The 26,949-nt window shown below is 39.3% G+C and carries 22 protein-coding genes and 2 pseudogenes; 9 read left to right on the top strand and 15 right to left on the bottom strand.

The features are described 5' to 3' along the window. From A3K93_RS06740 to A3K93_RS06715, 5 genes are all read right to left on the bottom strand, one after another. A complete protein-coding gene (locus A3K93_RS06740) occupies positions 1-558 on the bottom strand; it encodes a hypothetical protein (protein ID WP_067730092.1) in 558 nt (185 codons plus the stop codon). A 216-nt stretch (positions 559-774) separates the two neighbouring features. Beyond that, positions 775-1,997 (bottom strand): IS3 family transposase gene (locus A3K93_RS14685; protein WP_101494813.1). Its coding sequence is split into 2 segments (ribosomal slippage): positions 775-1,661 and positions 1,661-1,997, totalling 1,224 coding nucleotides; the frame shifts between segments, so codons are not numbered across the junction. Positions 1,998-2,093: 96 nt separating this feature from the next. Next, positions 2,094-3,098, bottom strand: a complete 1,005-nt coding sequence (locus A3K93_RS06725; protein ID WP_067730091.1) for an LLM class flavin-dependent oxidoreductase — start codon at positions 3,096-3,098, stop codon at positions 2,094-2,096. Between the two features lie 145 nt (positions 3,099-3,243). Beyond that, positions 3,244-3,696, bottom strand: coding sequence for a glycine zipper domain-containing protein (locus tag A3K93_RS06720; protein WP_067730089.1), 453 nt, complete (start codon positions 3,694-3,696; stop codon positions 3,244-3,246). Positions 3,697-3,913: 217 nt separating this feature from the next. Beyond that, positions 3,914-4,330: a glycine zipper domain-containing protein gene (locus A3K93_RS06715; protein ID WP_067730087.1), complete on the bottom strand. Its 417-nt coding sequence runs from the start codon at positions 4,328-4,330 to the stop codon at positions 3,914-3,916. Positions 4,331-4,672: 342 nt separating this feature from the next. Between A3K93_RS06715 and prfA the strand changes: the two genes are divergently transcribed. Both prfA and prmC read left to right on the top strand, forming a co-directional pair. Then, complete coding sequence (gene prfA / locus A3K93_RS06710) at positions 4,673-5,761, top strand: peptide chain release factor 1 (RefSeq protein ID WP_067730085.1); 1,089 nt, start codon at positions 4,673-4,675, stop codon at positions 5,759-5,761. After that, positions 5,762-6,580 (top strand): peptide chain release factor N(5)-glutamine methyltransferase, encoded by an 819-nt coding sequence (gene prmC / locus A3K93_RS06705; protein WP_067730083.1) that lies wholly within the window; start codon positions 5,762-5,764, stop codon positions 6,578-6,580. Positions 6,581-6,628: 48 nt separating this feature from the next. On the opposite strand, the gene A3K93_RS06700 is transcribed toward prmC, so the two are convergent. The 3 genes and pseudogenes from A3K93_RS06700 to A3K93_RS06690 form a co-directional block, all read right to left on the bottom strand. Beyond that, on the bottom strand, positions 6,629-7,456 hold the full coding sequence (locus A3K93_RS06700; protein WP_067730081.1) for an ABC transporter permease: 828 nt from the start codon (positions 7,454-7,456) through the stop codon (positions 6,629-6,631). Continuing rightward, a pseudogene (locus tag A3K93_RS06695) lies at positions 7,456-8,428 on the bottom strand (aliphatic sulfonate ABC transporter substrate-binding protein). Before A3K93_RS06695 ends, A3K93_RS06700 begins: the two are co-directional and overlap by 1 nt. A gap of 309 nt (positions 8,429-8,737) precedes the next feature. Continuing rightward, on the bottom strand, positions 8,738-9,091 hold the full coding sequence (locus tag A3K93_RS06690; protein ID WP_067730079.1) for a hypothetical protein: 354 nt from the start codon (positions 9,089-9,091) through the stop codon (positions 8,738-8,740). A gap of 314 nt (positions 9,092-9,405) precedes the next feature. Here A3K93_RS06690 and A3K93_RS06685 point away from each other — a divergent pair, with 314 nt between their 5' ends. Beyond that, the gene (locus tag A3K93_RS06685) at positions 9,406-10,176 is read left to right on the top strand and encodes a 3-hydroxyacyl-CoA dehydrogenase (protein ID WP_067730077.1); all 771 of its coding nucleotides are present in this window, start codon (positions 9,406-9,408) and stop codon (positions 10,174-10,176) included. Between the two features lie 57 nt (positions 10,177-10,233). On the opposite strand, the gene A3K93_RS06680 is transcribed toward A3K93_RS06685, so the two are convergent. Together A3K93_RS06680 and A3K93_RS06675 are read right to left on the bottom strand one after the other, a co-directional pair. After that, positions 10,234-10,746: a pyridoxamine 5'-phosphate oxidase family protein gene (locus tag A3K93_RS06680; RefSeq protein ID WP_067730075.1), complete on the bottom strand. Its 513-nt coding sequence runs from the start codon at positions 10,744-10,746 to the stop codon at positions 10,234-10,236. Between the two features lie 259 nt (positions 10,747-11,005). Beyond that, complete coding sequence (locus A3K93_RS06675) at positions 11,006-12,190, bottom strand: multidrug effflux MFS transporter (protein ID WP_227509858.1); 1,185 nt, start codon at positions 12,188-12,190, stop codon at positions 11,006-11,008. 74 nt (positions 12,191-12,264) lie between these two features. Between A3K93_RS06675 and A3K93_RS06670 the strand changes: the two genes are divergently transcribed. Then, positions 12,265-12,864: a TetR/AcrR family transcriptional regulator gene (locus A3K93_RS06670; RefSeq protein ID WP_067730073.1), complete on the top strand. Its 600-nt coding sequence runs from the start codon at positions 12,265-12,267 to the stop codon at positions 12,862-12,864. Here the strand turns inward: A3K93_RS06670 and A3K93_RS06665 are convergent. After that, the gene (locus A3K93_RS06665) at positions 12,853-13,101 is read right to left on the bottom strand and encodes a hypothetical protein (RefSeq protein ID WP_227509857.1); all 249 of its coding nucleotides are present in this window, start codon (positions 13,099-13,101) and stop codon (positions 12,853-12,855) included. The genes A3K93_RS06670 and A3K93_RS06665 overlap by 12 nt on opposite strands. A gap of 682 nt (positions 13,102-13,783) precedes the next feature. Here A3K93_RS06665 and A3K93_RS06660 point away from each other — a divergent pair. The 3 genes from A3K93_RS06660 to A3K93_RS06650 all read left to right on the top strand — a co-directional run bounded on the left by A3K93_RS06660 (position 13,784) and on the right by A3K93_RS06650 (position 15,963). Then, a complete protein-coding gene (locus A3K93_RS06660) occupies positions 13,784-15,082 on the top strand; it encodes an ABC1 kinase family protein (protein ID WP_067731690.1) in 1,299 nt (432 codons plus the stop codon). A gap of 109 nt (positions 15,083-15,191) precedes the next feature. Then, complete coding sequence (gene folB, locus A3K93_RS06655) at positions 15,192-15,572, top strand: dihydroneopterin aldolase (protein WP_067730069.1); 381 nt, start codon at positions 15,192-15,194, stop codon at positions 15,570-15,572. Beyond that, positions 15,529-15,963 (top strand): 2-amino-4-hydroxy-6-hydroxymethyldihydropteridine diphosphokinase, encoded by a 435-nt coding sequence (locus A3K93_RS06650; RefSeq protein ID WP_067730068.1) that lies wholly within the window; start codon positions 15,529-15,531, stop codon positions 15,961-15,963. The genes folB and A3K93_RS06650 overlap by 44 nt, the downstream gene beginning before the upstream one ends. 83 nt (positions 15,964-16,046) lie before the next feature. Here the strand turns inward: A3K93_RS06650 and A3K93_RS06645 are convergent, their stop codons facing one another. The 4 genes and pseudogenes from A3K93_RS06645 to A3K93_RS06635 form a co-directional block, all read right to left on the bottom strand. Continuing rightward, positions 16,047-16,997 (bottom strand): AbaSI family restriction endonuclease, encoded by a 951-nt coding sequence (locus tag A3K93_RS06645; protein WP_067731689.1) that lies wholly within the window; start codon positions 16,995-16,997, stop codon positions 16,047-16,049. Between the two features lie 51 nt (positions 16,998-17,048). Continuing rightward, positions 17,049-17,186, bottom strand: a pseudogene (locus A3K93_RS15120) (DUF6508 domain-containing protein); the annotation flags it as partial. 274 nt (positions 17,187-17,460) lie between these two features. Beyond that, positions 17,461-18,096, bottom strand: coding sequence for a 2-polyprenyl-3-methyl-6-methoxy-1,4-benzoquinone monooxygenase (coq7, locus tag A3K93_RS06640; RefSeq protein WP_067730066.1), 636 nt, complete (start codon positions 18,094-18,096; stop codon positions 17,461-17,463). Positions 18,097-18,099: 3 nt separating this feature from the next. Continuing rightward, complete coding sequence (locus A3K93_RS06635; RefSeq protein ID WP_067730064.1) at positions 18,100-19,419, bottom strand: MFS transporter; 1,320 nt, start codon at positions 19,417-19,419, stop codon at positions 18,100-18,102. A gap of 176 nt (positions 19,420-19,595) precedes the next feature. Here A3K93_RS06635 and A3K93_RS06630 point away from each other — a divergent pair, with 176 nt between their 5' ends. Both A3K93_RS06630 and A3K93_RS06625 read left to right on the top strand, forming a co-directional pair. Further along, positions 19,596-22,346 (top strand): autotransporter assembly complex protein TamA, encoded by a 2,751-nt coding sequence (locus A3K93_RS06630; protein ID WP_067730062.1) that lies wholly within the window; start codon positions 19,596-19,598, stop codon positions 22,344-22,346. Between the two features lie 36 nt (positions 22,347-22,382). After that, positions 22,383-26,903, top strand: coding sequence for a translocation/assembly module TamB domain-containing protein (locus A3K93_RS06625; protein WP_067730060.1), 4,521 nt, complete (start codon positions 22,383-22,385; stop codon positions 26,901-26,903). The last annotated feature ends 46 nt before the right edge of the window (positions 26,904-26,949 follow it).

Raw genomic sequence — 26,949 nt, 5'->3', positions numbered from 1 at the left:
TTATTCGTTTTCAGCAAAGATAATGAGATCTCCAGCGTGATTTTCTTGATTAACGGTCTGAATAGACTCACTAAAAACATCAATAATTGGCCAAGTAATGAGCTGGCAGTTTGGTTTTTGTAAAGCTAAATAATATTTATCTGACTTTAAGAACATCTTTTTCACGTGTGCAAGGTTTGGTGTTAACTGAGATTTTAACCATTGATCCTGTACTTCAATATCAAGAAATCGCATTGCAATTAAGCTTTTAATACGCTGACTAAATAGGCGGCGGTTTTTACGAATCAGTGGGTGATAGATCAGATTAGCAATCTTGGTTTCACTATTCGGAATAATAAACGCGGGTCTATTTTGAAAGACTTTTACAGAAGATGCATGTTGAACAATGCCATTTAAATGGGTCACAATCATTTGATTGATCCCTATAATTAAGACGTTTTTATTGCCAAAATCGACATCTTTTATTTGTTGTGATGGAATCGCTGTGCCTTTAAAAGCATCAAAATTAACGTTGCTATAATTGTGATGAGGTTTATTTTTTTGATGAGTTAAAGCCATGCAATGCGTCCTTGTATTGCCTAATTTTCATTATCTTTATTTCAATGTTTTGTCTTTATGAATGTATTATAAATAAAGTGAAAGGCAATCCAAATTACTGGCTGTTCATCTGAAATTGTAAAATCATAAATATGCCTAAGTGATAAATGAGGACTCAAAAGTTCAAATTGATGTCTTGTCCTGAAATAGATTGACAGTATTCCACTTCAAACCGAGTTAAGCAATTAGCTCGGTTTTTGTTTGCTCATACATCTGATTCGGGGTGTTCATATTTAAACTTAAATGCGGTCTATAACAATTGTAAATCATGATAGATTCCGCAATTAAGTGATCTAACTCCTTCATGGTTTGACATCGCGTGGTTAAAAACTCCTGCTTTAATATTCCATTAATTCGCTCTGCTAATGCATTCTGATAACAGTCCTTGCCATCTGTCATGGAAGGACATATCCCATAATGGCGCAATGCCGATTGATATAGCTCAGAGCAATATTGAGCACCTCTATCTGAATGATGAATCATCCTAGTCGCTCGATCTGTCGCTTGCTGCATCGCCATATGTAGAGCCTGCACAACATTCTCCGCACGCATATCATTCGATAACTTATAACCTTTAATCTGTCGGGTATAAGCATCTGTCACCAAGGATAAATAATGCACACCTTCAGCACTCTCAACATAGGTAATATCACTAACAAAGACTTCATTGGCTTGCACTGCTGAATAATCCTTTAATAAATTTGGATGCTTCTTCATCCAATGCTTGCTATCCGTAGTTTTTGTATAGCAACGCTTAGGGCGAATCAATAAGTTATTTTCTTTCAATATTTTAAATAACTGATCCCGTCCACACTTTAAACCACGTTGCAACAATTTGCCTTTAATAAGCCAATACAGCTTACGTGTTCCGATACTTGGCATGAGACAGCGATATTCCATAACCAACTCAAGTATTTGTTCAGTTGCTTGTGCAGTCATTTGAGCACGTTTTTCTGCTTGATAATAAGCTTGTCGGGTGATTCCCAACCACTGACAATAACGTGAAACGCTTAGTCTTCTTTGGCTTTGCCAATCTTTGAAACGTGCTCGGTATACTTTTTTCCAAGATCAGTCCCACATTCTTTATCAATGTGATAAATCACATCCTGAATAAATTCAGTTTTAAGCTTTTCTGCGGCTAACTGCTTTTCTAATTGGCGGATTCGTTGTTGGGGTGTCAATTGGCGTTTAGAAGAAGTCGGCATATTCGAAGTCCAGTCCTGTTGTCCGTGCTTGCGTAACCATACCAGCACAGTTGATCTTCCTTGAATACCATATTTTGCCTGAGCTTGCTTATAAGTAATTTGCCCTTTTTCTACTTCATGTACCACCATCATTTTAAAGGCAAAGCTATAGTCACGTTGTGTACGTTTAACTCGTTGTTCTCGTTTATGTTCCATAAAATAAGTCTCTTAAGGTGTAAACTTATTTCAGGACGGGACATGATCAGCAAATAAAAAAGCTTACCGAAGTAAGCTTTTTTTGGTCTTGTAGAGCTAGATTGAGTTTTTAATTTCCATCAAAAGATCAAAGTTCTTTAAGCGTTTATCTATGTCATAAATATCACAGGTGAAGATAAACTCATCTACTTCATAACGTTGTAATAAGCGTTCAAGACCCGCTTTAACCGTATCTTTACTTCCGATTTGTGCCATTCCAAAGAATTGTTGTACTGACATTTTTTCCGAAGGCGACCAAATTTCATCAATATTATGAATAGGTGGTTTAAGTTTTCCGCGTTGATTACGGAACATTGCGATAATGCGTTGATAAGGTGAAGTTGCAAGGAAGTGAGCTTCTTCATCACTATCTGCAATCACCGTTGGAACGCCCATAGACACATAAGGTTTATCTAGATATTCCGAAGGTTTAAAGTTGTCGCGATAAATCTCAATCGCTTGTCCTAACATACGCGGCGCGAAATGCGATGCAAATGAATAGGGTAAACCTAATTTTGCTGCAAGCTGCGCACTAAATAGACTTGAGCCTAATAGCCACACTGGAACATGTGTGCTTTGTCCTGGCGTTGCAATAATGCGTTGTTCAGGTTGTGGATCTTTAAAATATTGCAGAATTTCTAAAACGTCTTGTGGAAATTGATCTTCGGTTTCGCGTTGGCCACGACGTAATGCGCGCATAGTGTTTTGATCGGTGCCCGGTGCACGACCTAAACCAAGTTCAATCCGTTCAGGATAAAGTGTGGCTAATGTGCCAAATTGTTCTGCAACCACTAAAGGCGCATGGTTGGGAAGCATAATCCCGCCTGAACCAACTTTTAAAGTTTTTGTATTGGCAAGTAAATAACCTAAAAGTACTGAAGTTGCAGAGCTAGCAATACCCGACATATTATGGTGTTCTGCTAACCATAGGCGTTCATAGCCTAAGCTTTCAGCATGTTTTGCCAATTCGAGTGCATGATGCAATGAAGATAGAATGCTTTTGTCTTCACGAACAGGAACTAAGTCCAATATCGAAAATTTAGTTTCTGCAAGATTCGGCATATTTAATCCATATATAAATATCATTCAATCAAGCATACGATGTTCAGAGAAATTTGTATATCGATAAAATTCGATATAAGTAATTTAGATAAAAAATAAGCATCCGAAGATGCTTAAAAGGGGGAGTAACATGAAACTTTAATGATTAACGGCGGTAACGATAGCCTGAGTTGTTATAACCGCGGTTGTAACGGCGGTCATAGCGATCGTTATAACGATCATCATAACGGCGATCTTCGCTGACATTCTTACCAAGTACAGAACCACCAGCTGAACCAAGTGCAGCGCCGGCATAGCCACCCGTTGTACCAGCAACGTTTTTACCTACGGTATAGCCACCCACACCACCTAATGCAGCACCAATCGCAGCGCCAGTACGGTCGCGTTTATTTGCAGAAGCTGCTGCACCACCTGCACCACCTAATGCAGAACCAATCATGGCACCTGTAGAGCCACCCATTTGTTGTCCAATTGCAGCACCAACAACACCGCCTAAAGCGGAAGTTAATGCAACATTTGTGCTATTACCCGCATAAGCTGTAGAAGTAAGGGCTGTTGTTGCAAGTGCAGCTGCACAAAGCATTTTTTTCATATTCATGGTTGGCTCCTGATAGAGACATTTATTTGGTCATGTGACTAATGTAGTCAGCGATTGGAAAACCATCATGGATGCTTTGTTTTGGAAATGTAGTTTGTTCTTCAAGATTTATTCATAATTAGGAATACATTCAGATCGAATGAATAGATAAAATTAAAAAAAGCACCTAAAGGTGCTTTTTTTATGTCAAATGCGCTGTTCTAAAGACGTTGTGAACTTAGTGGTAGCGACGTTTTTTCTTGTAATGACGTTTGTCTGCTGCTTTATCTTTGGCAATTTTATTACCAAGGGCTGCACCACCAGCTGCACCTAAGGCAGAACCGATGTAACCGCCATTTGTGCCACCCACACTTTTACCTACGGTGTAACCTGTACCACCACCTAATGCACCACCGATTGCAGACTCTGTGCGGTTGCGTTTGTTACTTGCAACAGCAGCACCGCCAGCACCACCTAAAGCAGCACCAATTGTCGCGCCTGTATTACCGCCCATATTTTTACCAATCGCTGTACCTGCAACACTACCTAATGCACTTGCAGCAGCAACACGCGTTGTACTGTCGGCATGAGCACCCACACTCACCACTGAACCTAAGGCAATCGCAGAACCTAATAAAATACTATTTAATTTCATGTTATGTCTCCATGTTCGTGTTTGAACTGGTATGTCATTCGTTACCAAAGAATTTAACAAACTATCCGACTTGAAATGTGTAGAGATCTCTTCATATTTCCCTGCATATTTAGCCAAATTGTAAAATAAGGAAGAAATACGAATATTTTTGACTTAAAAATAAGCGGTATTTGACTTCGTGGTGAAAAGTTAAGCATGAATCCTTACACATGTTGGGTGGAGATTTCCATACACAATAATGATGTGCTTTTGCCGCTATAACCGTTAAACTAAGCGCAATTTTTTGATTTCGCTCGGCTAACTGTAGATTAGCCATAGCCTTTGTTTGAGATTTTTTGAAAAATGAAAGAATCGTTAAGATTACGATTAGACCAGCTCTCTGACCGACATGAAGAACTGAATGCACTTTTAGCAGATGTAGAAGTCATTTCGGATAATAAACGTTTCCGTCAATTATCACGTGAACATAGTGATTTGACTGAAATTACCAATGTATGGAAACAATTCACCCAAGCAGAAGCAGATATTGAAACCGCTGAAGCGATGTTGTCAGATCCTGACTTTAAGGAAATGGCACAAGAAGAAATTAAAGAAAATAAAGCATTATTGGAAAAGCTAGAAGCTGATCTGAATATCTTAATGATTCCGAAAGATCCAAATGATGCCAACTCGGCTTATTTGGAAATTCGTGCCGGAACAGGTGGTGACGAAGCGGCGATCTTCTCAGGTGATTTGTACCGTATGTACAGTAAATATGCTGAATCGCAAGGTTGGCGTATTGAAATCTTGTCTGAGAACGAAGGTGAGCACGGCGGTTATAAAGAAGTCATTTGCCTGATTAATGGTGAAGGCGTATATGGTCGCTTAAAATTCGAAAGTGGTGCGCATCGTGTACAACGTGTACCTGCAACTGAATCACAAGGTCGTGTGCATACCTCAGCTTGTACGGTTGCAATCTTACCTGAAGTCGATGTCGATACTTCTGTTGAAATTAATCCATCTGAATTACGTATTGATACTTACCGTGCATCAGGTGCCGGTGGTCAGCATATTAACAAAACTGATTCTGCGGTACGTATTACCCATATTCCAACAGGAACCGTGGTGGAGTGTCAGGATGAACGTTCTCAACATAAAAACAAAGCTAAAGCGATGGCACTTTTGGTGTCTCGTTTAGAAAATGCTAAACGTGCAGCTGCCGATGCCGCTACGTCTGAAATGCGCCGCGACTTAGTCGGTTCAGGTGACCGTTCTGAACGTATTCGTACTTATAATTATCCGCAAGGTCGTATGACTGATCACCGTATTAACTTAACGCTATATAAGTTGGATGCCGTAATGGAAGGTGATTTGACTGAACTTTTAGATAGTTTACATCGTGAGTATCAAGCCGATCAGCTTGCACTTCTTGCACAGCAGAATGGTGGTTAATTGAATATTGCACAGGCTTTGGCCTTACGCGGCGAACCAGAAAGTTACGAACGCCAAGAAAATGCATGGCTCTTAGAGCACATTACCAATATCGATTCTTTTGATTTGGTAATGAAAAAAGATAAAGAGCTGACAGCTGAACAAGAGCAAGCCTATGTCGATAGCTTGGCGCGCATTGCGGCAGGTGAACCTTTGGCCTATGTGACTGGTTCACAGCCATTTTGGACGCTGGATTTAAAAGTCACCAAAGATACGTTGGTGCCACGTCCAGATACTGAAGTTTTGGTAGAAACGGTGTTAAAACTTGACTTACCTGAAGATGCTCGAATTGCAGATTTAGGAACAGGCACAGGAGCGATTGCATTGTCACTCGCTTCTGAACGTACTGAATGGTCAGTAGTGGCATCGGATATCTATGAACCGACTTTAGAAGTCGCTGAATATAATGCTGAAATTCATGATATTGACAATGTGAAATTCGTGCTTGGCTCATGGTTAAAACCATTTGGACGTCAATTCTTTGATGTCATTGCTTCAAATCCACCGTATATCGATGCCAATGATGTACATATGAAGGATTTGGCGACAGAGCCTGAACGTGCATTGGTAGCTGCGAAAAATGGTTTAGCTGATTTAGAAGAGATTATTGTCCAAGCCAAGAAACACTTAACTATCAATGGTTGGGTCGTGCTTGAACATGGTTATGATCAAGCGGATGCTGTACAACATTTGTTTAGACAAGCAGGTTATAAACAAGTGCGTACCGTAAAAGATTATGGCGGCAATGATCGAGTAACTTTAGGTCAGTGGCAACATTAATCTAATCATTAAAAAAGCGACCCAAGTGGTCGCTTTTTTATGAATGGACTATTTTGCTTTTATGACATCACGCCAGCGTAGTAAATACACCTCAGCTACTTTCATTAGACTGTCGGTAATTTTTCCTAATATCGCTAACAAAATAATTGCGATGATAACGATATCTGGTCGAGAGGTTTCGCGACCATCACTGAGTAAATAACCAATCCCTTGCGTTGCTGCAATCAGTTCAGCCGCAATCATAAACATCCACGATAAACTCAGACTGTTGCGTAAACCTGTCAAAATATTAGGTGATGCAGCTGGTAAAACGATTTGTTTAATCTGCTGCAAATAATTTAAGCGGTAGACCTTTGCGACTTCAATTAATTTACGATCTACTCCCTGAATTCCCGCAACTGTATTGGTATAAGCAGGGAAGAATGCGCCGATCGCAATTAAAGTAATTTTTGAAGATTCATCAATACCGAGCCAAAGTAATAACAAAGGAATCCATGCCAAACTTGGAATAGACTTAATGGCAGAAAATGTAGGCTCCAAAAAATCTTCAGCTTGTTTATTCAGTCCGACAAAAATAGCAAAGATCAGCCCTAAACCACTTCCAATCGCAAAGCCTAAGAAGACTCGCCACGAACTGGTCCAAATATGTTGCCAAAGATCCGCTTGAGCAAGTTCGACAAAAGACTGTAGTAGACTACTTGGTGCAGGGAGTAAATAAGGTTCTATTACGCCATTACGGACCAAGAATTCACACAGCACAATAAAAATAACAGGAATTGTTAAGGCTTTTGAAAGTTGAATGAGCTTATAAAGCGCAGCCGATTTAGACTGCTCTTTTTCAATCAGTGCTACAGACAACGTCTTAGGTGTACTCATTACTTTTTAACAACCTTTTGAGCATATTTGGCATCAAATAATTGCGTTACCACTTGATTGACATTGGTGCCTTTACGTACCAATTCTTCTTCCGTCAAAATATTGCCTGCCTTTTGTAAAGCGGTTATTTGCTTAGTGTTTGGGATATTTTGATCAAGGTTAGTACGACTTAATTGTAGTTTAGCGACTGCTAGTGGCAGTTTAGATTCACGTGCTAATAGTTCTGTTAATTTTGTGGGATTGGCTTTTGACCATTTACGTGCTTGTTCATAGGCTTTAATCACCGCTTCAATAGCTTCAGGGCTTTGTTTGGCAAAGTTTTCTTTGACGCTTAATACGCTATAAGAATTAAAACCCACATTACGGTAAAGGAGTTTTGCACCTGACTGAACTTGGACAGAGGCCATAATTGGATCCTGTCCAGCCCAAGCATCGACTTGTTTACGCTCAAGCGCGGTTTTACCATCTGGATGTTGTAAATGAACCAACTCTACATCACGTTTGCCTAGACCAACAGTGTCTAATGCTTGTAAGGTAAATAAGAAAGGGTCTGTACCTTTTGTTGCAGCAATTTTTTTACCTTTTAGATCTTTTAAAGATTTGATGTTCGAGTCTTTATTGACCACCAATGCTGTCCATTCAGGTTGGCTTTGGATATAAACCATTTTAATCGGGCTGCCGTTGGCACGGCTGAGTACTGCTGCAAGACCTGCAGTAGAAGCAAAATCTGTACTGCCACTATTTAAATATTCAAGTGAACGGTTACGGCCTTGGCTAAATACCCATTTGATTTTGGTATTCGGTAAAGCTTTTTCTAATAATTTTTTGTTCCTTCACGACCAAGCTGGTTGGTGCGTAGTAGGCATAATCCAATTTTAATTCTGATGGAATTGCAGCATAAGCATGTGAACCCAAGAAAGCGACCGAAAGGGTAAGTAAGGCAAATTTAGATGTGTTCAATGTACGATAAATGTTTTTCTCAAATGATGAATAAATTTTCCACATAAATAACGGTGCTTGAATTTAGAATCAAAACAGAAAATCAGATAAGAACATTCCAAATTGCTATATTGTTAAAATTTTAAATTTAAGATATTGATAAATAATAATTATATGAAGATGATTAATACCAATAATCGACTTAGCTGAATTTTCAAAAAGACTATTCGGAAAAAAGATAAATTAAAAACAGATTAAAAAATACAGCCAAGTTCATTCTATTCATAAAAAAGGCAGCGTCTAAACACTGCCTAAATCAGACTGAAACGGATATCAAATCTATTACATTGGAAAATCTTTTACACAGTCAGAAACTTCAATTTTCTCGATTAGATTAGTTTCCATCGCAAGGCATAATGTGACCACTTTTAAAGTATCCACTAGTCCAGATTCATCTTTTAGTGCAACGCCGTTTTGCATGTCACCGATACGTTCAGTAGGGATTTCTAAAACTTGTGCTGCTTCATTTGCATTAAAGGTTTTGAAGAAAGCCGCAATTGCATCTTTTAATTTCGCTTCAGAAGCATTCAAGACACTGTTTTTAAGCTGTTCGGCAACAAGATCGCTTGAATGGAAGAAAGCTTGAGAAAAGTTTTGAACAACCTGCTGTTCAAGGACATCAATCATCTTCGACATAGGAATACCTTATGAGGAGCGTGGGAGTGAAGCAAAGCAATTGCTTTAAATTGCGTAAAAACTAATCTAAAAAAAGACTAAATTCAAAAGCTATAAGATGACTGTAAAGTCTCATTTATTTTGGTGATAAAGCTTGAAATGGAAATGTATAGAAAAAATAATCACTTAAGTTTTGAAATTCATATTAATCGTTTTTAGGTCTTAATAATTTATAGTTTAACTATATTTAAAACCCAAGGGTCATGAATAGATTTGCAAGTAAGAATAGGTCTGTCTAATCTTATTAAAAATTTTCAAAATAAAAGTTATAGCTTATGGATATTCAAAATAAAGTTTTCGTGGTGACAGGTGGCGCATCGGGTTTAGGTGCAGCAACAGCAAAATATTTAGGTGAGCGCGGTGCACGTGTCCTGATGGTAGATATGAACCTTGAGTTAGGTCAACAGCTACAACAAGAATTAGGTGATCAAGCTGAGTTTCATCAGTTGGATGTGACCAACGAAGCACAAGTCGAGTCCTTCTTTCAAACGATTGCACAAACACATGCTCAGCTCAATGGTTTAATTAACTGTGCAGGGATTGCACCTTCAGCCAAAGTATTGGGTCGTGAAGGTTTGCATGACCTTGCTATGTTTCAACGTACATTAAATATTAATGTCACAGGTACTTTTAACATGCTGCGTTATGCGGCAGAACTCATGTCAAACTATCAATTAAAAGAGGGTGAGGAAGAACGTGGTGTGATTATTAATACTGCATCTGTCGCGGCATTTGAGGGTCAAATTGGTCAGGTAGCGTATTCTGCTTCCAAGGGTGCGGTGGTTGCGATGACTTTGCCGCTTGCACGTGAGCTTGCCAAACATGCGATTCGTGTCATGACCATTGCACCAGGCATTATGGAAACACCGATGCTGAAAGGTTTGCCACAAAATGTGCAAGATTCACTTGGACAAATGGTGCCATTCCCACCACGTTTAGCGAAACCTTCTGAATATGCACAGTTAGTCGGTCAGATTATTGAAAATGCGTATTTAAATGGTGAAGTGATTCGTTTAGATGGTGCAATTCGTATGGCGGCAAAATAATTCAACTAATTGAACATTCAGCTCAAAAAAAGCCTCTCATTGAGAGGCTTTTTTATATTAAAGATCAAGTTTTTGGTGATCTGTATCTGGTTCTTGGGTTTCACCTGTCACATTGGCTTTAAGTACTTTAAACAGACTCGTGACTTTATTGTCTTTTACATCCCAATATTCTGCACTGATGGCTTTTGCCACCAAGACCCTAACGCTAGGATCATCTTTACCATCAAACCAATTTTCTGCCCATGGATTCCATAAGGTTTCGATTAAGGTACGATCGGTAGTGATATGACCTTCGGCACTAATCGAGATATAAGTATCATTCGATGGTTTAGAGAAGGTGAGTCCCAAATTTGAGCGACCTGCACTTAATGCTTTGACAATGTCATTAGTGTCTTTGAGTAAAAAGTATAAATTTTCATGTTCATTCAGTTTGTCTGAATTCAGCATGGTCATCGGTTGTGCATGGATTTCATTATTTTCAGTTTGATGACTGATCATGGTAAAGCGAACTTCTTTTAAAAGTTCCCATAATTTTTGGCGGTTTTCATGGTTGCTATTTTGACTTGTCATTCTAAGCTCCATCTAAAATCGATTTAAAAAGATTTAAGCAGTACGCAGCTTATAATGAATTCATTTTGATATCCGCTTGTCTCACGAGAGTCGTACATATGTATAACTCAAAGTATGCAGCGATAAAAAAGATTGAACAAAAATTACAATAAAATTTATGTGATGAATATCTTTCGTGCTAATAACCCTGACCATAAAAATCACCCCACGCATTTGCATAGGGTTCAGTTTAAAAGAAATTTATAAATTAAGAATTACATCAGAGTTTTTTCGGAAATAGAATTAAACACATTGCAGCAGACAGTGCAGCGCATACAAAAATAATGCTAATTAAGCCTAAACCGGCATAGGCCGCAAACAAACCTGTAATCGTGGTGATGATTGCACCAAAACCAAATTGCATCGAGCCTAAAAGCGCAGACGCAGTCCCGGCATTTCGTCCTTGATGCATCAGTGCCAATTGACTGCCTGTCGGCATGATAAAGCCGAGCAGCGCCACAGCAATGAATAAACCAATACACATAATAGCCAAGTGATTGATACCGAAATACAGATAAAGTAATAACAATGTAATGACAATAAAATATGCAATATTCACCACTTTATAGGCATTAAGTACACCGAATTTTTCATGAAGTTTTGGATTTAAAATAGCAGCTGCAATTAAACCAAAGGCATTTACCGCAAATAATAGACTAAATTGGGTAGAACTGAGTTGATATTCACTAATAAACACGCTCGCTGAACCTGCGATATAGGCAAAGAAACCAGCTTGAGCAATACATAATGTCAAAGCATAGATAATAAATTTACGATCTGTGGCAATATTTACGTAATGATGGAAAGTTTGATTTAACTTAAATTCAGCACGTTGTTCTTCACCGCGTGTTTCAGGTAAAAACACCGCGACTAATGCCATGACAGCAGCGGCATAAATGGCTAGGAAAAGGAAAATCGTGCGCCATGAGCCTAAATGTTGTAGCGCATCACCAATGAGCGGGGCCGCAACAGGTGATAAACCTAAAATTGCTAAAACCATAGACATCATTTTACCCATTTCAGGACCGTGAAATTGATCCTTAATGATGGCAAATGCGATGACCATGCCAATTGAACCGCCTAAACCTTGTATAAAGCGAATCCATTGCAGTTGTAGCACATTTTCCGCCATCGAACAGGCAATAGAACCCAATACAAAAATACTCAACCCTAAATAAATAAGTGGTTTACGACCGAATTTATCAGAAAGTGGACCATAGATCAGTTGACCTAGCATGAGACCGGCAAAAAAGGTCATGAGGCTGAGCTGCACCGCACCTTCGTTACTGCCGAGTGAGGCTGCCATTGCAGGAATACTTGGCAAATACATGTCGATCCCGAGTGGACCGATGGTGGCAAGTAGTGCAATAAGCAAAGGCATTGCACGATTTAGTGATGCTGTCATAATTTAGAAATAGGCTGTTTAATAAAGCGGCACATTATGAAACTCATTAGTTTCCTAAGTCAAGGATATTAGCTATGCCTAAATTAGGTCGCCCTATTGTGATGACAGTGGATGAACGCCGTAACACTATTTTTAATAGCGCAGAGAAGCTCTTCGGTGAAAAAGGCTTTGAGCATGTAACAATGTCTGAAATTGCCCAAGCTGCTGGAATGTCAAAGAAAACATTGTATGTGCACTTTTCAGATAAACGTGAATTGCTCAAATCTCTCGTTACTTCATCTTATATTTGGTCAACGGATGCATTTTCACAAGAAAGTTTGGAACCAGTTGCTGCATTGACGCAATGTTTAAAAATGATTGCAAATCATGTGTTATCGGAACGTCATATTAAATTGTGTCGATTGGCAATTGCAGAACAGGTGGGAATCGAAGGCTTAGCAGATACTTTTTATGAAATGGGGATTAGTGCAAGTCGAAACCATTTGATTGAGATGATTTCAAATATTCCTGTGGAAAGTAAGGTATTGAAACTACCTGATGAAAGTATTGCCGATATGCTATTTGGTGGCTGTATTTCAAAGTCATTCATCGATTCGCTATTTGCGCATAAAGGTGTTGATCTGCAAGAGATCTATATTCAAATTGATCGTGCTATAGATGCGTTATTTATTTAATGATTTTAATGGGAAAGAAATATCTTTGGGGTCATAGTATTCAAGACTTTTTTCTTTGCCATTGATCACTAATATAGCGCATAGATTTTGACTACAAAGGATTTTATAGGCTTCTTTGCTTGGTTGATTGTGTATATTAATCTTGAGCATTTTATTGGCATAGTTATTTATATTTATTTTAGCTTTATTTTTTGCATCAGTTTCAATATGTTCTAAATAAAATGGTAACGCGGTCAATAGTATGAGTATGAAATACGATAAATAAAATTTTTGATGAAACTCTTGCTGGGTTCTGAACTCATTGGATAAATTGTGGATTATTGGGGCATGTTTTAAATCTTTATGAATAAAATCACGTATATTTTTTATTTTTTTATGCAGCCATTGTGTGAGGCCTAAATCTTTAAATATTGTGGGAATCGCGAGAAATAGAAGAATGAGTCCAAGAATGAAAAAAAGTGAATGCGTTAAACTTCTTAAGTATCCAAAATATATTTTATCTTGAATTCATAAATTAAGTACCGCTATGTCAGCCCCAAATATGCCGATATAACCATTAAGATGTACTTGACCCACCATATAAAGTATTGCAGTTATGGATGTAATAATGACAGCGGCATCAAGCGAAATGTTAAGTTTCATTTGTTCTTTAAATTATTGTGTATATTCGTTTTATTTAAATTTATTTGCTGCTGATTAGCAACAATGTAGGGTACTTTTCTTTAGTCAAAAATAGAGATAGATGGATATCTTTTAAATTGTTTATTTATCTTTCAATTTTATTTTTCTTTTTTGTATCTACAAGTCTTAAATTATGGTTGTCATCATATGAAAAAGATTCTGTTTGTTAGGCAAGATCATACTGTTTTAGGCAGAATATTTGTTACACTCGAAGAAATTTAAAACTTACGCTGACATGATGAAAAATAATATCTTCCTAGATGGTTTGCGTTCTGTGGCACGTGTGGGTGAAACTGCGGTGATTGCTGCAAAAGCAGGGATTAAATATGCCACTGAAAAACCAAGTAATGCACGTTTAATGCGTGAAACTTTTGAAGACTTAGGTTCGACTTACATTAAGTTGGGGCAATTTATTGCCAGTACGCCATCATTATTTCCACGTGAATTTGTAGAAGAATTTCAAGGCTGTCTAGACCAAACACCAGCTTTGCCTTTTAGCTATGTGCAACAAGTGCTGGCATCTGAGTTTGCTGGACGTAATTTGGATGAAATTTTTGCATCTATTGATGAAAAACCTTTAGGCTCAGCGTCAATTGCACAGGTTCATGCTGCCAAATTGGTCAGTGGCGAAGATGTTGTCATTAAAGTACAGAAACCGGGTGTTGAGACGATTCTGTATACCGACTTAAACGTGTTGCACTGGTCGGCAAAAATTTTAGAAAAAGCCGTTCCAAAAGTTAAGTTTGCTTCCATTGCAGATATTGTCGAAGAAATTAAAACACGTATGGTGCGTGAGGTTGATTTCATCGAGGAAGCAAAAAACTTAGATGATTTTGTCAATTACTTAAACGTCACCAATAATCAAGCTGCAACTGCACCGAAAGTGTATCACCAATATTCAACGCGTCGTGTGTTAACCATGCAGCGCTTATATGGTGTGCCTTTAACTGATTTTGAATTAGTTAAAAAGGTTGCCAAAGATCCATCTCAAGTTCTTATTACTGCCATGAATACATGGTTCGGAAGTCTGATGATGTGTGAAAGTTTCCATGCAGACTTACATGCAGGAAACCTCATGTTGCTTGAAGATGGTCGTGTAGGTTTTATTGATTTTGGGATTGTCGGGCAGCTTAAACCTGAAGTCTGGACAGCGTGTATCGCATTTATGGATGCATTACAAAATACTGACTATCAACTCATGGCTGAAAATATGCTCAAGATGGGCATGACCGATGTGGCGATTGATACCAATGTTCTATCGAAAGACTTAGAACGTCTATTCGGTGGGGTATTAATGGCAGATCCACAGGAATTACTGACATCAAATCCTGCTGATCTGAACGATATTATGATGGATATGGTCGCAGTTGGTGAGCGTCATGGCATCCGCTTCCCACGAGATTTTGCACTGCTATTTAAGCAAATGCTTTATTTCGATCGTTTCATGCGTATTCTTGCGCCGTATACCGATATTTATGCCGATCAACGCTTACAAATGGTTCAAACTATGGACCCGAATTTGTTGTTGAAACATTAAATTTATTTTTCTTTTTTAATCCCCCTAAGTCCCCCTTTTATAAAGGGGGATTAAACTCCTCCCTTTGTAAAAGGGAGGTTGGGAGGGATTTAAACTCCCGAGTATATCTATGGATGCCATTATTATTGAGGGCTTAAAGGTTGAGACAGTCGTGGGCTGTTTTGATTGGGAGCGCCAAATTATTCAACCGTTAATGTTGGATTTAGAGATTAAAACAGATTTGGAACAGGCATCTAATTCGGATGCGCTTGCGGATACACTGAATTATGCTGAAATTTGTGAACTTTCAGCGAAAGTGATTCAAGAAGCAAAGCCTGAATTGATCGAACATGCAGCAAAGTTAGTACTCAATGTACTTTTTATTACCTTTAATGCGATTGAATCGATTAAGATTACGATCCGTAAGCCTGCGATTATCGCGCAAGCACATTCTGTAGGGATACGTCTTGAACGCCACCGAAACGATTTTCGCCCTAGCATTGGCGAGTAATTGTCATCCACAGCAACATTTTCAAGCTGCACAGCAACGTATTGGTACATGGGGGAATGTTCAATTTTCCCCAATCTATGTGATTCCGTGCCGTGATGGAATAGGTGCAGATTACTGGAATTCTGCGTGTTTACTTAAAAGTCCCATGACTGTTGAGGAAGTAATTTTAGCTTTAAAACAGATGGAAGCAGATTCAGGTCGTATCCGTCCATCACATCAAATTAGTTTAGATGTCGACTTGATTGCATGGGGACAGGATTTATCTCATATGCAATTTAATCAGAAAAAGTTGCCATTGGCATTGGATGTCAAAATTCCAATGTATGATTTGTGGCCAAATACATGTTTTGAATACGTTGCTCATCAGTTCCCTGTAGTTGAGTGTAGCTAAGCTCAGAATTAAAAAATAGAGAGGCCCACTTGATTGTGGGCTTTTAGTTTTTATAGAGGAAAATGCTGCTCTAAATCTTAAAGTTAGATTTGAGTTGCTGCATAGGTTTTAACACGATCAGCGATGCGTTCCCATACGGCACCCACTTCAGGTTCAGCTAATTTGAGTTTGAACACACCTAAAAAGCGATACATGGCTCGACTACTTAGATTGTCTTTGACACGTGCAAATACTATACGTTTTTGTCGGCCTGTTCGCCAATGATCAATATGTTGATGTGTTATTTCATCATCAACTGATTTTTCAGTAATAATTAGGCCATCAGCGCTAATTGAATTGATCCATCTGTCATTTTGATATAAGCGTGGAAACCAAATCAAAGTATCTGATTCAATAGCATGATTAGCACCGCCTCGTTGCAAACTTTTATAAGTATGGCCAAAGCAATTACAGGCATCCGCTTGAGTTTTAAATATCACATCATCAGCAAGACTGATATATCCTCGTTCAATATATGTTTGTGGATTAAACTCTTTTTCAGGTTCCCATAGCGTAAACTTGTTTTCATCAATTAGTTGTTTCTTTTTAAGCCGAATCGTATTGAGTATTACATCAACTTGTTGATGGATGGATGTTAAAGAAATAGGTTGATGATATTCGTCTCTAAATACATTCACACGTAAGATTTGATGCCCAGTCACGTTAATAATGTCTTGTTCACGAATCGCATCTGTTTCTTTTTGGAGAACGTGAGAAAGCCTTGGATGATTTGAATGTTGAAGGCTAATGAAATGGTGGCCTTCATCTACTTCGATATGGATGCCAAGTTGTGGAAAATAAAGATCAGTTAATGCAATACGCTCATCAGATCGTCTGACATATTGTTGTGTCACAAACTTTAAGCTTAGATCATTAAGTAAATGGATAATACGGCTAATGACATATGCTTCAAATCGTTTATTTTTTGTTTTAGCAAGCTGACGGGTGACGTAATCGGCTATATCAAAAGTGGGTCTTTTAGATGAATCAGTCAGTGTTTTAAGTTGTAAAAGTGCCGTCAGGATAAATCCTTGCTCAATATGCTCATCAAGAATGCCATCGATAAATCGATCCATACGAATGGTAAAGGTGAGATAAGCAAGTAAATGTTGCACATCAAATGTTGAAAATATTTCTTTATTAAATTCAATATTATTGAATACACTTTTTTGATAATCAGACATCATATGATCTTGCATCGCATTCACAAATTTTTTACGTATTTGTTTGGCTTCAGCTCCATTCAGATGATGGTAAGAACTAAAATTGGGAATAAGTTCGAAAAGTGAATGATATGTTGTCATTTTAAAGTACTGTCTATTTCTAACAATATAAATATATATGAATAATCATGCATTTCTATATATCAAAGAAACATACTAATAAGAGAGCGACAATATATGACGCCACCTAAGTAATCAAAAAGCCCACATCACTGTGGGCTTTTTGATTAGAAATTTAAATGTAGTAACTGGTTTTGGTCATCAGTTTTGAAATGCCCGTCATCGCAATACGAACAGGTAGAGGTAGATCGACACCGCCAGCATTAAGTGCTGTATCCCGATGATGGAGTTCATCGTCGTTCATTTGCACTAAAATTTTACGTGAGCGTTCATCGTGTTCAGGCAGCTGACGAATATGGTCTTCCAAATGTAGGCTCACCTGACGTTCTGTTTCTGCGACAAAACCTAAGCTGTATTTGTCACCCGCAATGCCGGCAATTGCACCCATGCCAAACGAAAGGCTATACCAAACAGGATTAAGTAAACTGGTATGACTGTCTAATTCTTTTAGACGTTGTTCACACCACGCTAAATGATCTTGTTCTTCAACGGCAGCTTGTTCCATTTCACGGCGGACATTTGGCAATTTAGCAGTCATTGCTTGACCATGGTACAGCGCTTGAGCACAAACTTCGCCTGAATGATTCACACGCATTAACCCTGCAACATGACGAGCTTCTGACACTGCTAATTGTGTTTCTTTATCGTGTGCGGGATTCTCACGCTGAGAGCTTGTTGCACCAGGAACTAAGCTACGTAATGCTTGGTCAAATGAATGGATGAGTTTATCCATACCAGTAAATTGACGCATGAATTAATCCTCCAAGTCCGCTTTTGCAGTTTTCATCATTGGTTTTAATTTGATTAATAGTATCAATGTAAATAAACCGCTAAGCACTGCTGTTATACAAAAGAGTATTTTAAGATCTAATTTTAAAACACTTAAAATCACAATAGAAAATATAGCAGAACTGACCATAAAGATGGCATTCAAAATGTTATTTGCAGCGACTACACGCGCACGATGTGAACGAGGTGAATAGGCTTGCATCATCGCATAGAGGGGAACGATGTAAAAACCACCACTGATCCCTAACAATGTCACAGCCAGCATCACATGGTAATAACTCATCCCTTGATGAAAGACTTCACTTAAACCAATCAGTTCACCTGTATGTGTGGGTACTGCTGCAAGGCTGATCGCTAAATAGAGTGCAAATACGGTCAGTCCAATTGCACCAATCGGCACCATTTTAATATTGACTTCACTGCCACCAAATTTACGGCATAAAAATGAACCTAAACCAATTCCCACAGAGAAGAAAGTCAGTAATAAACTTGCGACATTTTCAGAAGCATGCAGCACTTGGAGGGTTAATTGAGGGATTTGCGTTAAATATGTTGCGCCATAAAACCAGTACCATGAATTACCCAGCAAAATTAAAAATACTAAAGGTAAACTTTTGGCATAGCCTAAGGTTTGAAAACTAGTACGAAAGAAGTTCCAATCGACTTTTAAATCGGGTGCAGGTGCTTTTTGTTTCAGAATAAATCGGCTACACAAATAACCGATCACTGCAATACTAAGAACCGTCAAGCTGATCCAAATTAAGTTACCTTGCGATAGTGAAATAACCGCACCACCTAGAATCATACCAATTAAGATCGCAATGGAAGTGCCTGACTGGAACAGTGCATTGCCCGACATCAATTCATTAGGTTTAAGAATTTCCGGCAAAATCGCGTATTTAATTGGGCCAAAGAAAGTCGAATGCGTACCCATTAAAAATAATGCCAGTAGCAAGATCCAAAGATTACCCAATAGGAAACCCGCAGTACCCAAGATCATAATGCCAATTTCAAGTAACTTTAAATATCGAATCAGTTGTGAACGTTCGCATTTATCGGCAATTTGTCCCGCGGTCGCAGAAAAAATAAAGTAAGGCAAAATAAACAGTAAAGCGGCAAGATTATTTAATGTACTAATACTTGCGGCTTGTTGCTGAATCCATCCATAGGTGATGACGAGCAGTAGGGCTTGTTTAAATACGTTGTCATTTAATGCCCCAAAAAACTGCGTGAGGAACATTGGGAGAAAGCGCCGTGTGGCGAGCAAATGTTCGTTGTTGTCCATATTTCGTGTGCTACATTAAGTTTTATTAAGAAATGTCAGAGATACGTAAACATTGATAAAAATCATGTAAGATAGTTTTATCCATGGATATGGCAAAAGTCCCTAGATTTAAGTTCCTTAGCTTATATTTTTTGGTCAAATAATCAATTACAGAATGTATTCGTTTCGAGTTTGCTATGCCTGCAAAGAAAAAATTTAAACAAACGATGCTTCATCTGAGTATGAATCATCTCATTCAACATCGTTATACGCCGCGATTTTGTATGAGCTTATTTTTTATGACGTTTGCACAGCAGAGTATAGCCCAAACTACACAGATCCAAACGCCAGTGGCAATTGAAAGCGCTGAAAATATTGAAGCATTAGCAGATCAGGCTATTCAGCAAGGTTTATCAACCAATAAATCGGATGCGGTTGAAAAAATACAAGATGCTTTAGCGGTACAGCCTGAAATCGACAGTATGCAAATGTTGCAGCAACAACAGCAATTGCCGATGGCGCAGCAAGCGTTTAAACCCATTCAATTTGAAGATTTGGAACAAATGCCAATTGAGAGCATTGACCAAAATCTAGCAAATGAAATTTATGCGGTTGCTGAACAAGCCAAAAAAGAAGCGCAAAATTATCGTCAGTCACAGCAAAATGAAATGATTGTGAATGATGCTTCACAGCAAGAACTGACAGAGATTAATCAGGCACCTGTCAATGTGGATGCTTTGATGCAAAGTATTCAGGCAGACAGTCAGATTATTGTGGAGCGTAATGAACAGGGTGCAACGCTTGCAGTGAATACTGCACCTGAACCGAAAACTCCAGAAAAACAGAATATCTTTAAACGCTTGTATTATAAGGTTCGCCCACAACGTCCAATAATGGCAGCGAAAGTGCCGCGTATTAATGCAGATGTTGTGATTGAAAATTTAGACACCAGTTTGGGTATTTTAACGCCGAAAGATAAAGACAGCGCACAGCAACCATATATCGAACTACGAAATAATATTTCAGCAAAATTATCGAGTTTTACCCAAGAAGCCTTCGGGGACTTTAGCTCCGCATTACCCCAGTTAAGAACGCTATCCAATCAGGCGGCGCAAGCGGTGGGGTTCTACAATGCAGAATTTAAATTTGAGAAAGTATCGGATAGCCGCTTACGAGTATTGGTGACTCCGAATGAACCGGTCACTATTACTTCACAAGAAATTGAATTTACGGGTGCGGGGGCAAGTAAAGCCCAGTTCCAAGTCATTGGTGTTCTTCCTGATCAAGAAGAAGGTGATGTATTTAATCACGGTGAATACGAAAAAACCAAAGCGCGTATTGTTGAAGCTGCCAATAATAACGGTTACTTCGATGCCTTTTGGCGTATGCACGATGTAAAAGTCGCTCAGCCACAAAATACAGCCGATATCAATTTAAAATATGAAACAAGCGATCGTTATAAATTAGGCGCTGTTGAATTTAGAATGAGCGACCCGAGCAAGGAGTTTCCTCTTGATCGTGATGTATTGGAAAGTTTAGTCACTTGGCAAGATGGTGCCGACTATACCTTCTGGCGTGTCAATGGGTTGGCTAATAACCTGACTAACTCACGCTATTTTAATTACACCTTAGTGGATGCTGTTAAACCAGATCCGCTAGAGAGCAAGTTGGAACTACCACCTGATATACAACGTTTGGTCGATGAGCAAAAACTGACAGAACAAGCAGCCACCACGAAAGCGAAAGTCGATACAGCATCTGATCAGGAAGTGACGCAAAATGTTGTTGATGAAGAACAGTTTGCGGGTGTAAATGATCCTGAGAATAGTAATCTAAGGACCTTGCAAGATGAGCAGCAAGTTAAAGACAGCGAACAAGAGCGTTTAAAGAAACAAGCACGTGAAAATAAAGAAATTCCGGTCATTGTGACTTTAAATGCGGATCGTTTAAACAGTGCTGAAGTCGGTGTTGGTTACGGTACAGATACCGGTGCGCGTTTACGTGGACAATATCGCCGTGCCATTGTAAATAAACGTGGACATTCCTTTGATGCCAACTTGGAAGTTTCACAAATTCGTCAGTCTATTGATGCGCGTTATAACATTCCATATCACCATCCATTAAACAAATATATTAGCTTGGTGGGCGGTTATGAGCGTGAAGAGCGTGAAGGCGTTGCACAAGGTAATGGTTTAACGATTGAATCGGCAGTGTTAGGTGCAGACCGTGTGATTAAAAACCCACGCGGCAATTGGCAACATACCTACGGGGTACGTTATCGTTTAGACCGCTTAAATCAGGACGGTTGGGCATACGTGGAAGATATTCCTGATGCCTTCTTAATGAGCGGCAATGATAATCAGCAATCACTTTTATTTGGTTATGAAATTTCACGTACAGACAGTGATAAACGTGTGAATCCAACCAAAGGATTTAAACAAACCTATAAAGTTGAAGTGGGTAGTGAAAATTTACTGACCGATGTAAATATGGCGATTGCCAATGCGGGATGGCGCTTTATTTACTCTTTAGGTGATAATGCTGATCATCAATTTGTCGGTCGTGCCGATCTTGGCTATATTTTTACGGATGATTTTACTAAAGTGCCGTATAACCTGCGTTATTTCACAGGTGGTGACCAAAGTATTCGTGGTTTCGACTATAAGAGCTTATCACCTGAGATCGATGGTTTTAAAATTGGTGGACAAGCGCTCGGAATTGGTTCGTTAGAATATAACTATCAATTTAAACAAGGTTGGCGCGCTGCGGTCTTTGCCGATGCTGGTAATGCCTATGACAAAAACTTTAGTAACCCAACAGCCTATGGTGCGGGGATTGGTATTCGCTGGGCATCACCGATTGGTCCAATTCGTATAGATGTGGCATCAGGTTTATCGGATGACAATAAGCCAATTCGATTACACTTCTTTATTGGTTCACAGCTTTAATAACATTATTTAAAAAATTATTCATTTGGGAACAACATGGTCGAAGAGAGCCAACAAACACCGCAACAAGAACCACCGACTGAGGAGGTCGCAGCTCCAAAGCAGCGCCGTATTTTGCGCAGTGTGATTCTATCGGTCTTATTTTCTTTGGTGTTTTTGGCTGCAGCATTGGCTGTTATGTTCTCAACCGATAAAGGCAGTAAGTTCCTTCTTGACCAAGTCTTAGAACGTCAGCAAATCATTCATTATGAATATGAAGGGGGTAATCTTTGGAAAGGGATTATCCTGCGTAATGTATTGGTAAGTTTAAAACCCGTTGATGTCAAAATTGATCGTGCCGATGTCACCTTGGGTTGGCGCGCGATTATTAAAAAAGAAATCCATCTAAATAACGCGGATGTGCGTAATCTTCAAATTATTACCAAGAATCCGCCAAGTGATGAACCTTTCAAATTCAGTACGATTAAACTACCTTTCGTCCTTCGAGTTGATCATCTTGATCTAGATCATCTCATTATTCAGACCCAAACATCATCAGTTAAATTTCATGATGTCGAGATTAACGAAGGTCTATGGTCAGGTACGGAGTTGACCTTTGAAGATACGCGTATGGATATGGGCTATCTGTCTGTGCGCCAAGCCAGCGGTAATATGAAGTTTGAAGGTAAATATCCTTTGAATGCCATTGGGATTGTGAATTTACCTTCATTAAATAACAGTTTAAATGTCCGTGATATTTACGTAAATGCCAAAGGTTCATTAGACACTATTCAAGCTGGTGTGGCAACCAATACGCCTGATCTATTAACAGGTTGGGCGGTAGTGCATCCGATGCGTAAAAATGTACCGATGTGTGGTGAGCTGAAATTTAAACAATATCACTGGCCATTTTTAACCGAGCAAAAGCTGTTTTCTAAAAATGGTGTTGCAGGCTTTAAAGGCAATATTGAGCGTTTAGACTTAAATATCAATACAGACATCAGTGGTAAAGATATTCCCGAAGGTCAGTACAGTGGTTTGATGTATACCGATTTGGTAAATCAGCTCAATATCACTGACTTAAATGCACAACTCATGAAAGGTTCGGTGAGCCTAGCGGGTGTTGTAGGCTGGAAAGATCATGTGACTTGGGATGTTCAAGGTCGAATGCAGAACTTGAATCCTAAAGACAAAGTCATTCCTCAAGTAGTACAGGATTTTCTGCCGCCGAAACTGGATGGCAAAATTGCTTCCAAAGGGAAGCTTGAGCAAGGTTTACATTTAACCGGTTTGATTGATTTTGATCGATATGAAACTTGGAATATCAAGCTCGATCAAAAAGAAGCTAAAGGTAAAAAAGCTGAACCGATGCTGATGACAGTGTCGTGGAATAACATTGACCGTGCAGTGCCGTATGTGGGGTGGTTGTCGAGTGACAGCGGTAAAGTGAATCTGGCTTTGGTCGATGGTCAGCAGAATATTGGGGTAGCAACCAAAGTTACTAAAAATGATAAAGGTGCTTTGCCTGCGGGGATGTATGTTGCACAGCTGAATATGAAAAATAATATTTTAAATGTGCCAAGTTTTAGTTATCAATCAGGTCAAGGGCTCTTGAGTGGTAGTGTAGTTGTGGACTTGCCTTCAGAAAAACGATTACTGAAATGGAAAGCTCAACTAAAAGCACAGAACTTTAATCCTCAGGTGATCGCGGATGCTGCACCAGTCGATTTGATTAACGGTCAGCTTTCTGCCAATGGCTATGCACGACCAAATCAACAAATTATTCAGCTCAATGGCATTAATTTGACTGGGAAATTGGCAGGCTCTAAAGAATCTGTACATTTAACCGGGAATAGTATGGCTGCGTTAATTTTCCATGATGAAAAGCATGGCGGTGGTTTTAAGAGTTATGCAGTCAAATATGATGGTGGTCTAAATGCTTCTCAGGTACAGGCAAGTAAAGGCTTACTGAAATTTAATATTTCAGGTACACCTGAGCTCATTAAAATTAGCGAACTACGCCATGATGGTATTGCAGGTAAAGTTCATGCCTCAGGTGTAGTTAATTTGGTGAACGGGATTGGCTGGAATATCCGAGCTTCTCTGATTCGTTTTAAACCGCAATATTTTGCATCGAATGTGAAAGGTGAGCTTTCAGGGAATGTCTTTACCAAAGGGGTTTGGAGTGATCATTTAAAACGTGTCCAAATTGAGCAATTGAATTTGGCAGGTATGATCAACAATAAACCTGTACGTGGTACAGGGAATTTATCTTTAATTCTCAATAATAATGATTTTGTACCGCAGCAATTTGAAGCCAATAACTTAATGCTGGCATATGCCAATAACCAGTTACAGGCATCAGGAAATGCGCAGAATTTACAATTGAAACTGAATGCACCTGCATTGTATGAGCTTTATCCTGGTTTACATGGTCGTGCGCAAGGCTATATCAATATGCAAAGCAAACCACGCTTACAGGCTTCTGCGAATCTAGCAATGGATGATTTTGCCTTTAATAATGTGCTCAGCATCAAAAAAATCCGTGTTCAAGGTCAGTTGCCGACTTCTGCCAACACACCGACATTACTGACTGCACGTATGGATCAATTACGGAGTGGCGAACGAGAAATTGTCAAAGGTGAAATATCATTGGCAGGAACTCGAAATGCGCATGTGTTAAAACTTCAGGCTGAAAATAAACTGTCGCGTTTCTTTGTGCAGTTGGCAGGTGGTTTTAATGCGCAAAATAATTGGTTGGGTCAAATTCAAAAGGGTGACTTCGATTCACTGCGTACCCATTTGGTTCAACGTCAGAATGCTGCAGTCATCTATAACACCACACAATCGGACTTATTTGTTGGTTCGCACTGCTGGATGAGTCAGCAAAGTCAGTTATGTTTTGATCAGCCAATTCGTGTGAATAAAACACGCGGTAATGTATCGTTCGTGACACAAAACGTTGACCTGAATGACTTTAGTGCCTTTATGCCAGAAGGTTTAGCGATTACAGGTAAAGTTAATGGTTATGCCAAAGCTGCTTGGGCACAAGGTCAGAAACCAAAAATTGATGCACGTCTAGTGACACGTAATGGTGTGGTGGGATTGTCTGCGGATGATCCTGACTATTTAGCATCGACCTTATCTTATGAAGAAGTCGGTCTGGTTGCGAAGAGCGTGGCACAGGGTCTACAAATTCGTTTAGATGTCAAAGCACCAAGTATGGGTACAGGATATGCCAATGTCATTATCGATCCATATAAAGACAGCAAACCAATGCGTGGTGAAGTGGCTTTCAACCAAGTTCAGCTCAAAGTCTTTAAGCCATTTATTCAAGATATTCGTACCTTAGATGGAACTTTATCTTATGCGGGTAAAATCAGCGGCACATTAACCAAGCCATTAATGCAGGGTGAAGTTCGGGTCAAAGATGGTGTGATCAGCATGATCTCACTGCCTGTGAACTTAACCAATGTACAGTTGTATTCATCAATTCGTCAGGACACCGCAAGCATTAACGGAGCTTTCAACAGTGGACGTGGTGTAGGTAAACTGACTGGACGTGTAGATTGGAAAGGTGAACCGCGTATTCAGCTTCAATTGCAAGGTGATAACTTGCTGGTTCGTCAAGCACCGTTGATTACTGCAGTGGTAACGCCAGATTTAAAAATGGATGTTTACCCAATGCTGAAACGTCTGAGCTTAAATGGTACGGTCGATGTGCCACGTGCCTTAATTTCTATGCCTGAAGCGTCTCAGCCTGTGGTCAATGTATCCTCCGATGTACGAATTGTACGTGAAGGTGAAGATCAGCTTGCGATTTTAAAATCTGCACGTCCTTGGGATATTCGTGCTGATATTGGTGTGACCTTAGGTAATCAAGTGATCTTCCAAGGTTTTGATAGTCGTATTCCATTAATTGGGCGAGTCAATTTATCACAACGTGGTTTAGAAACTGCGATGCGTGCCAATGGGGCAATTGGTGTTTCTAAACGCGTGAAGATTGAAGCCTATGGTCAAAGTTTAGATTTGAATCGTGCGATTGCCCGTTTCAATGGTGAACTTGCCAATCCAACGCTTGACATTGATGCCAATAAAGCGGTTCAAGGCAGTACTGTGGGTGTGCGTGTCACAGGAACGGCATCAAGCCCAAGCATTCAAGTCTATAACGATGCAGGATTGTCTGAACAAGAAGCTTTAAATGCATTGTTGACTGGACGTATTAACGAAGGTTCTTCAGGTTTAAGTCAAACAGAAGGCTTTAAGTCCGATGTCAACAATACCATCGCAGCTGCAGGTATTAGTATGGGCTTAGGTGGTACACGCGCGCTCACCAATCAGATTGGTCGTACTTTTGGTTTAAGTGGTTTAGCACTAGATGCTCAAGGTACAGGAGACGATACACAAGTGTCTGTGACGGGTTATATTACCCCTGACTTGTTTATTCGTTATGGCGTAGGTGTATTTACACCGGTAAATAAACTGACCTTGCGTTACCAAATGAACCAACGTCTGTACTTGGAAGCAAGTCAGTCTTTAGAACGTGCAATCGACTTGTTCTATAACTGGCGATTCTAAAACTGGTATTGAAGTATTTAAAAGCCCTCTAAACTTAAGGTCTAGA

The organism is Acinetobacter sp. NCu2D-2 (assembly GCF_001647675.1).
GTDB lineage: Bacteria > Pseudomonadota > Gammaproteobacteria > Pseudomonadales > Moraxellaceae > Acinetobacter.
This window is presented reverse-complemented; position numbering and strand designations above follow the sequence as displayed.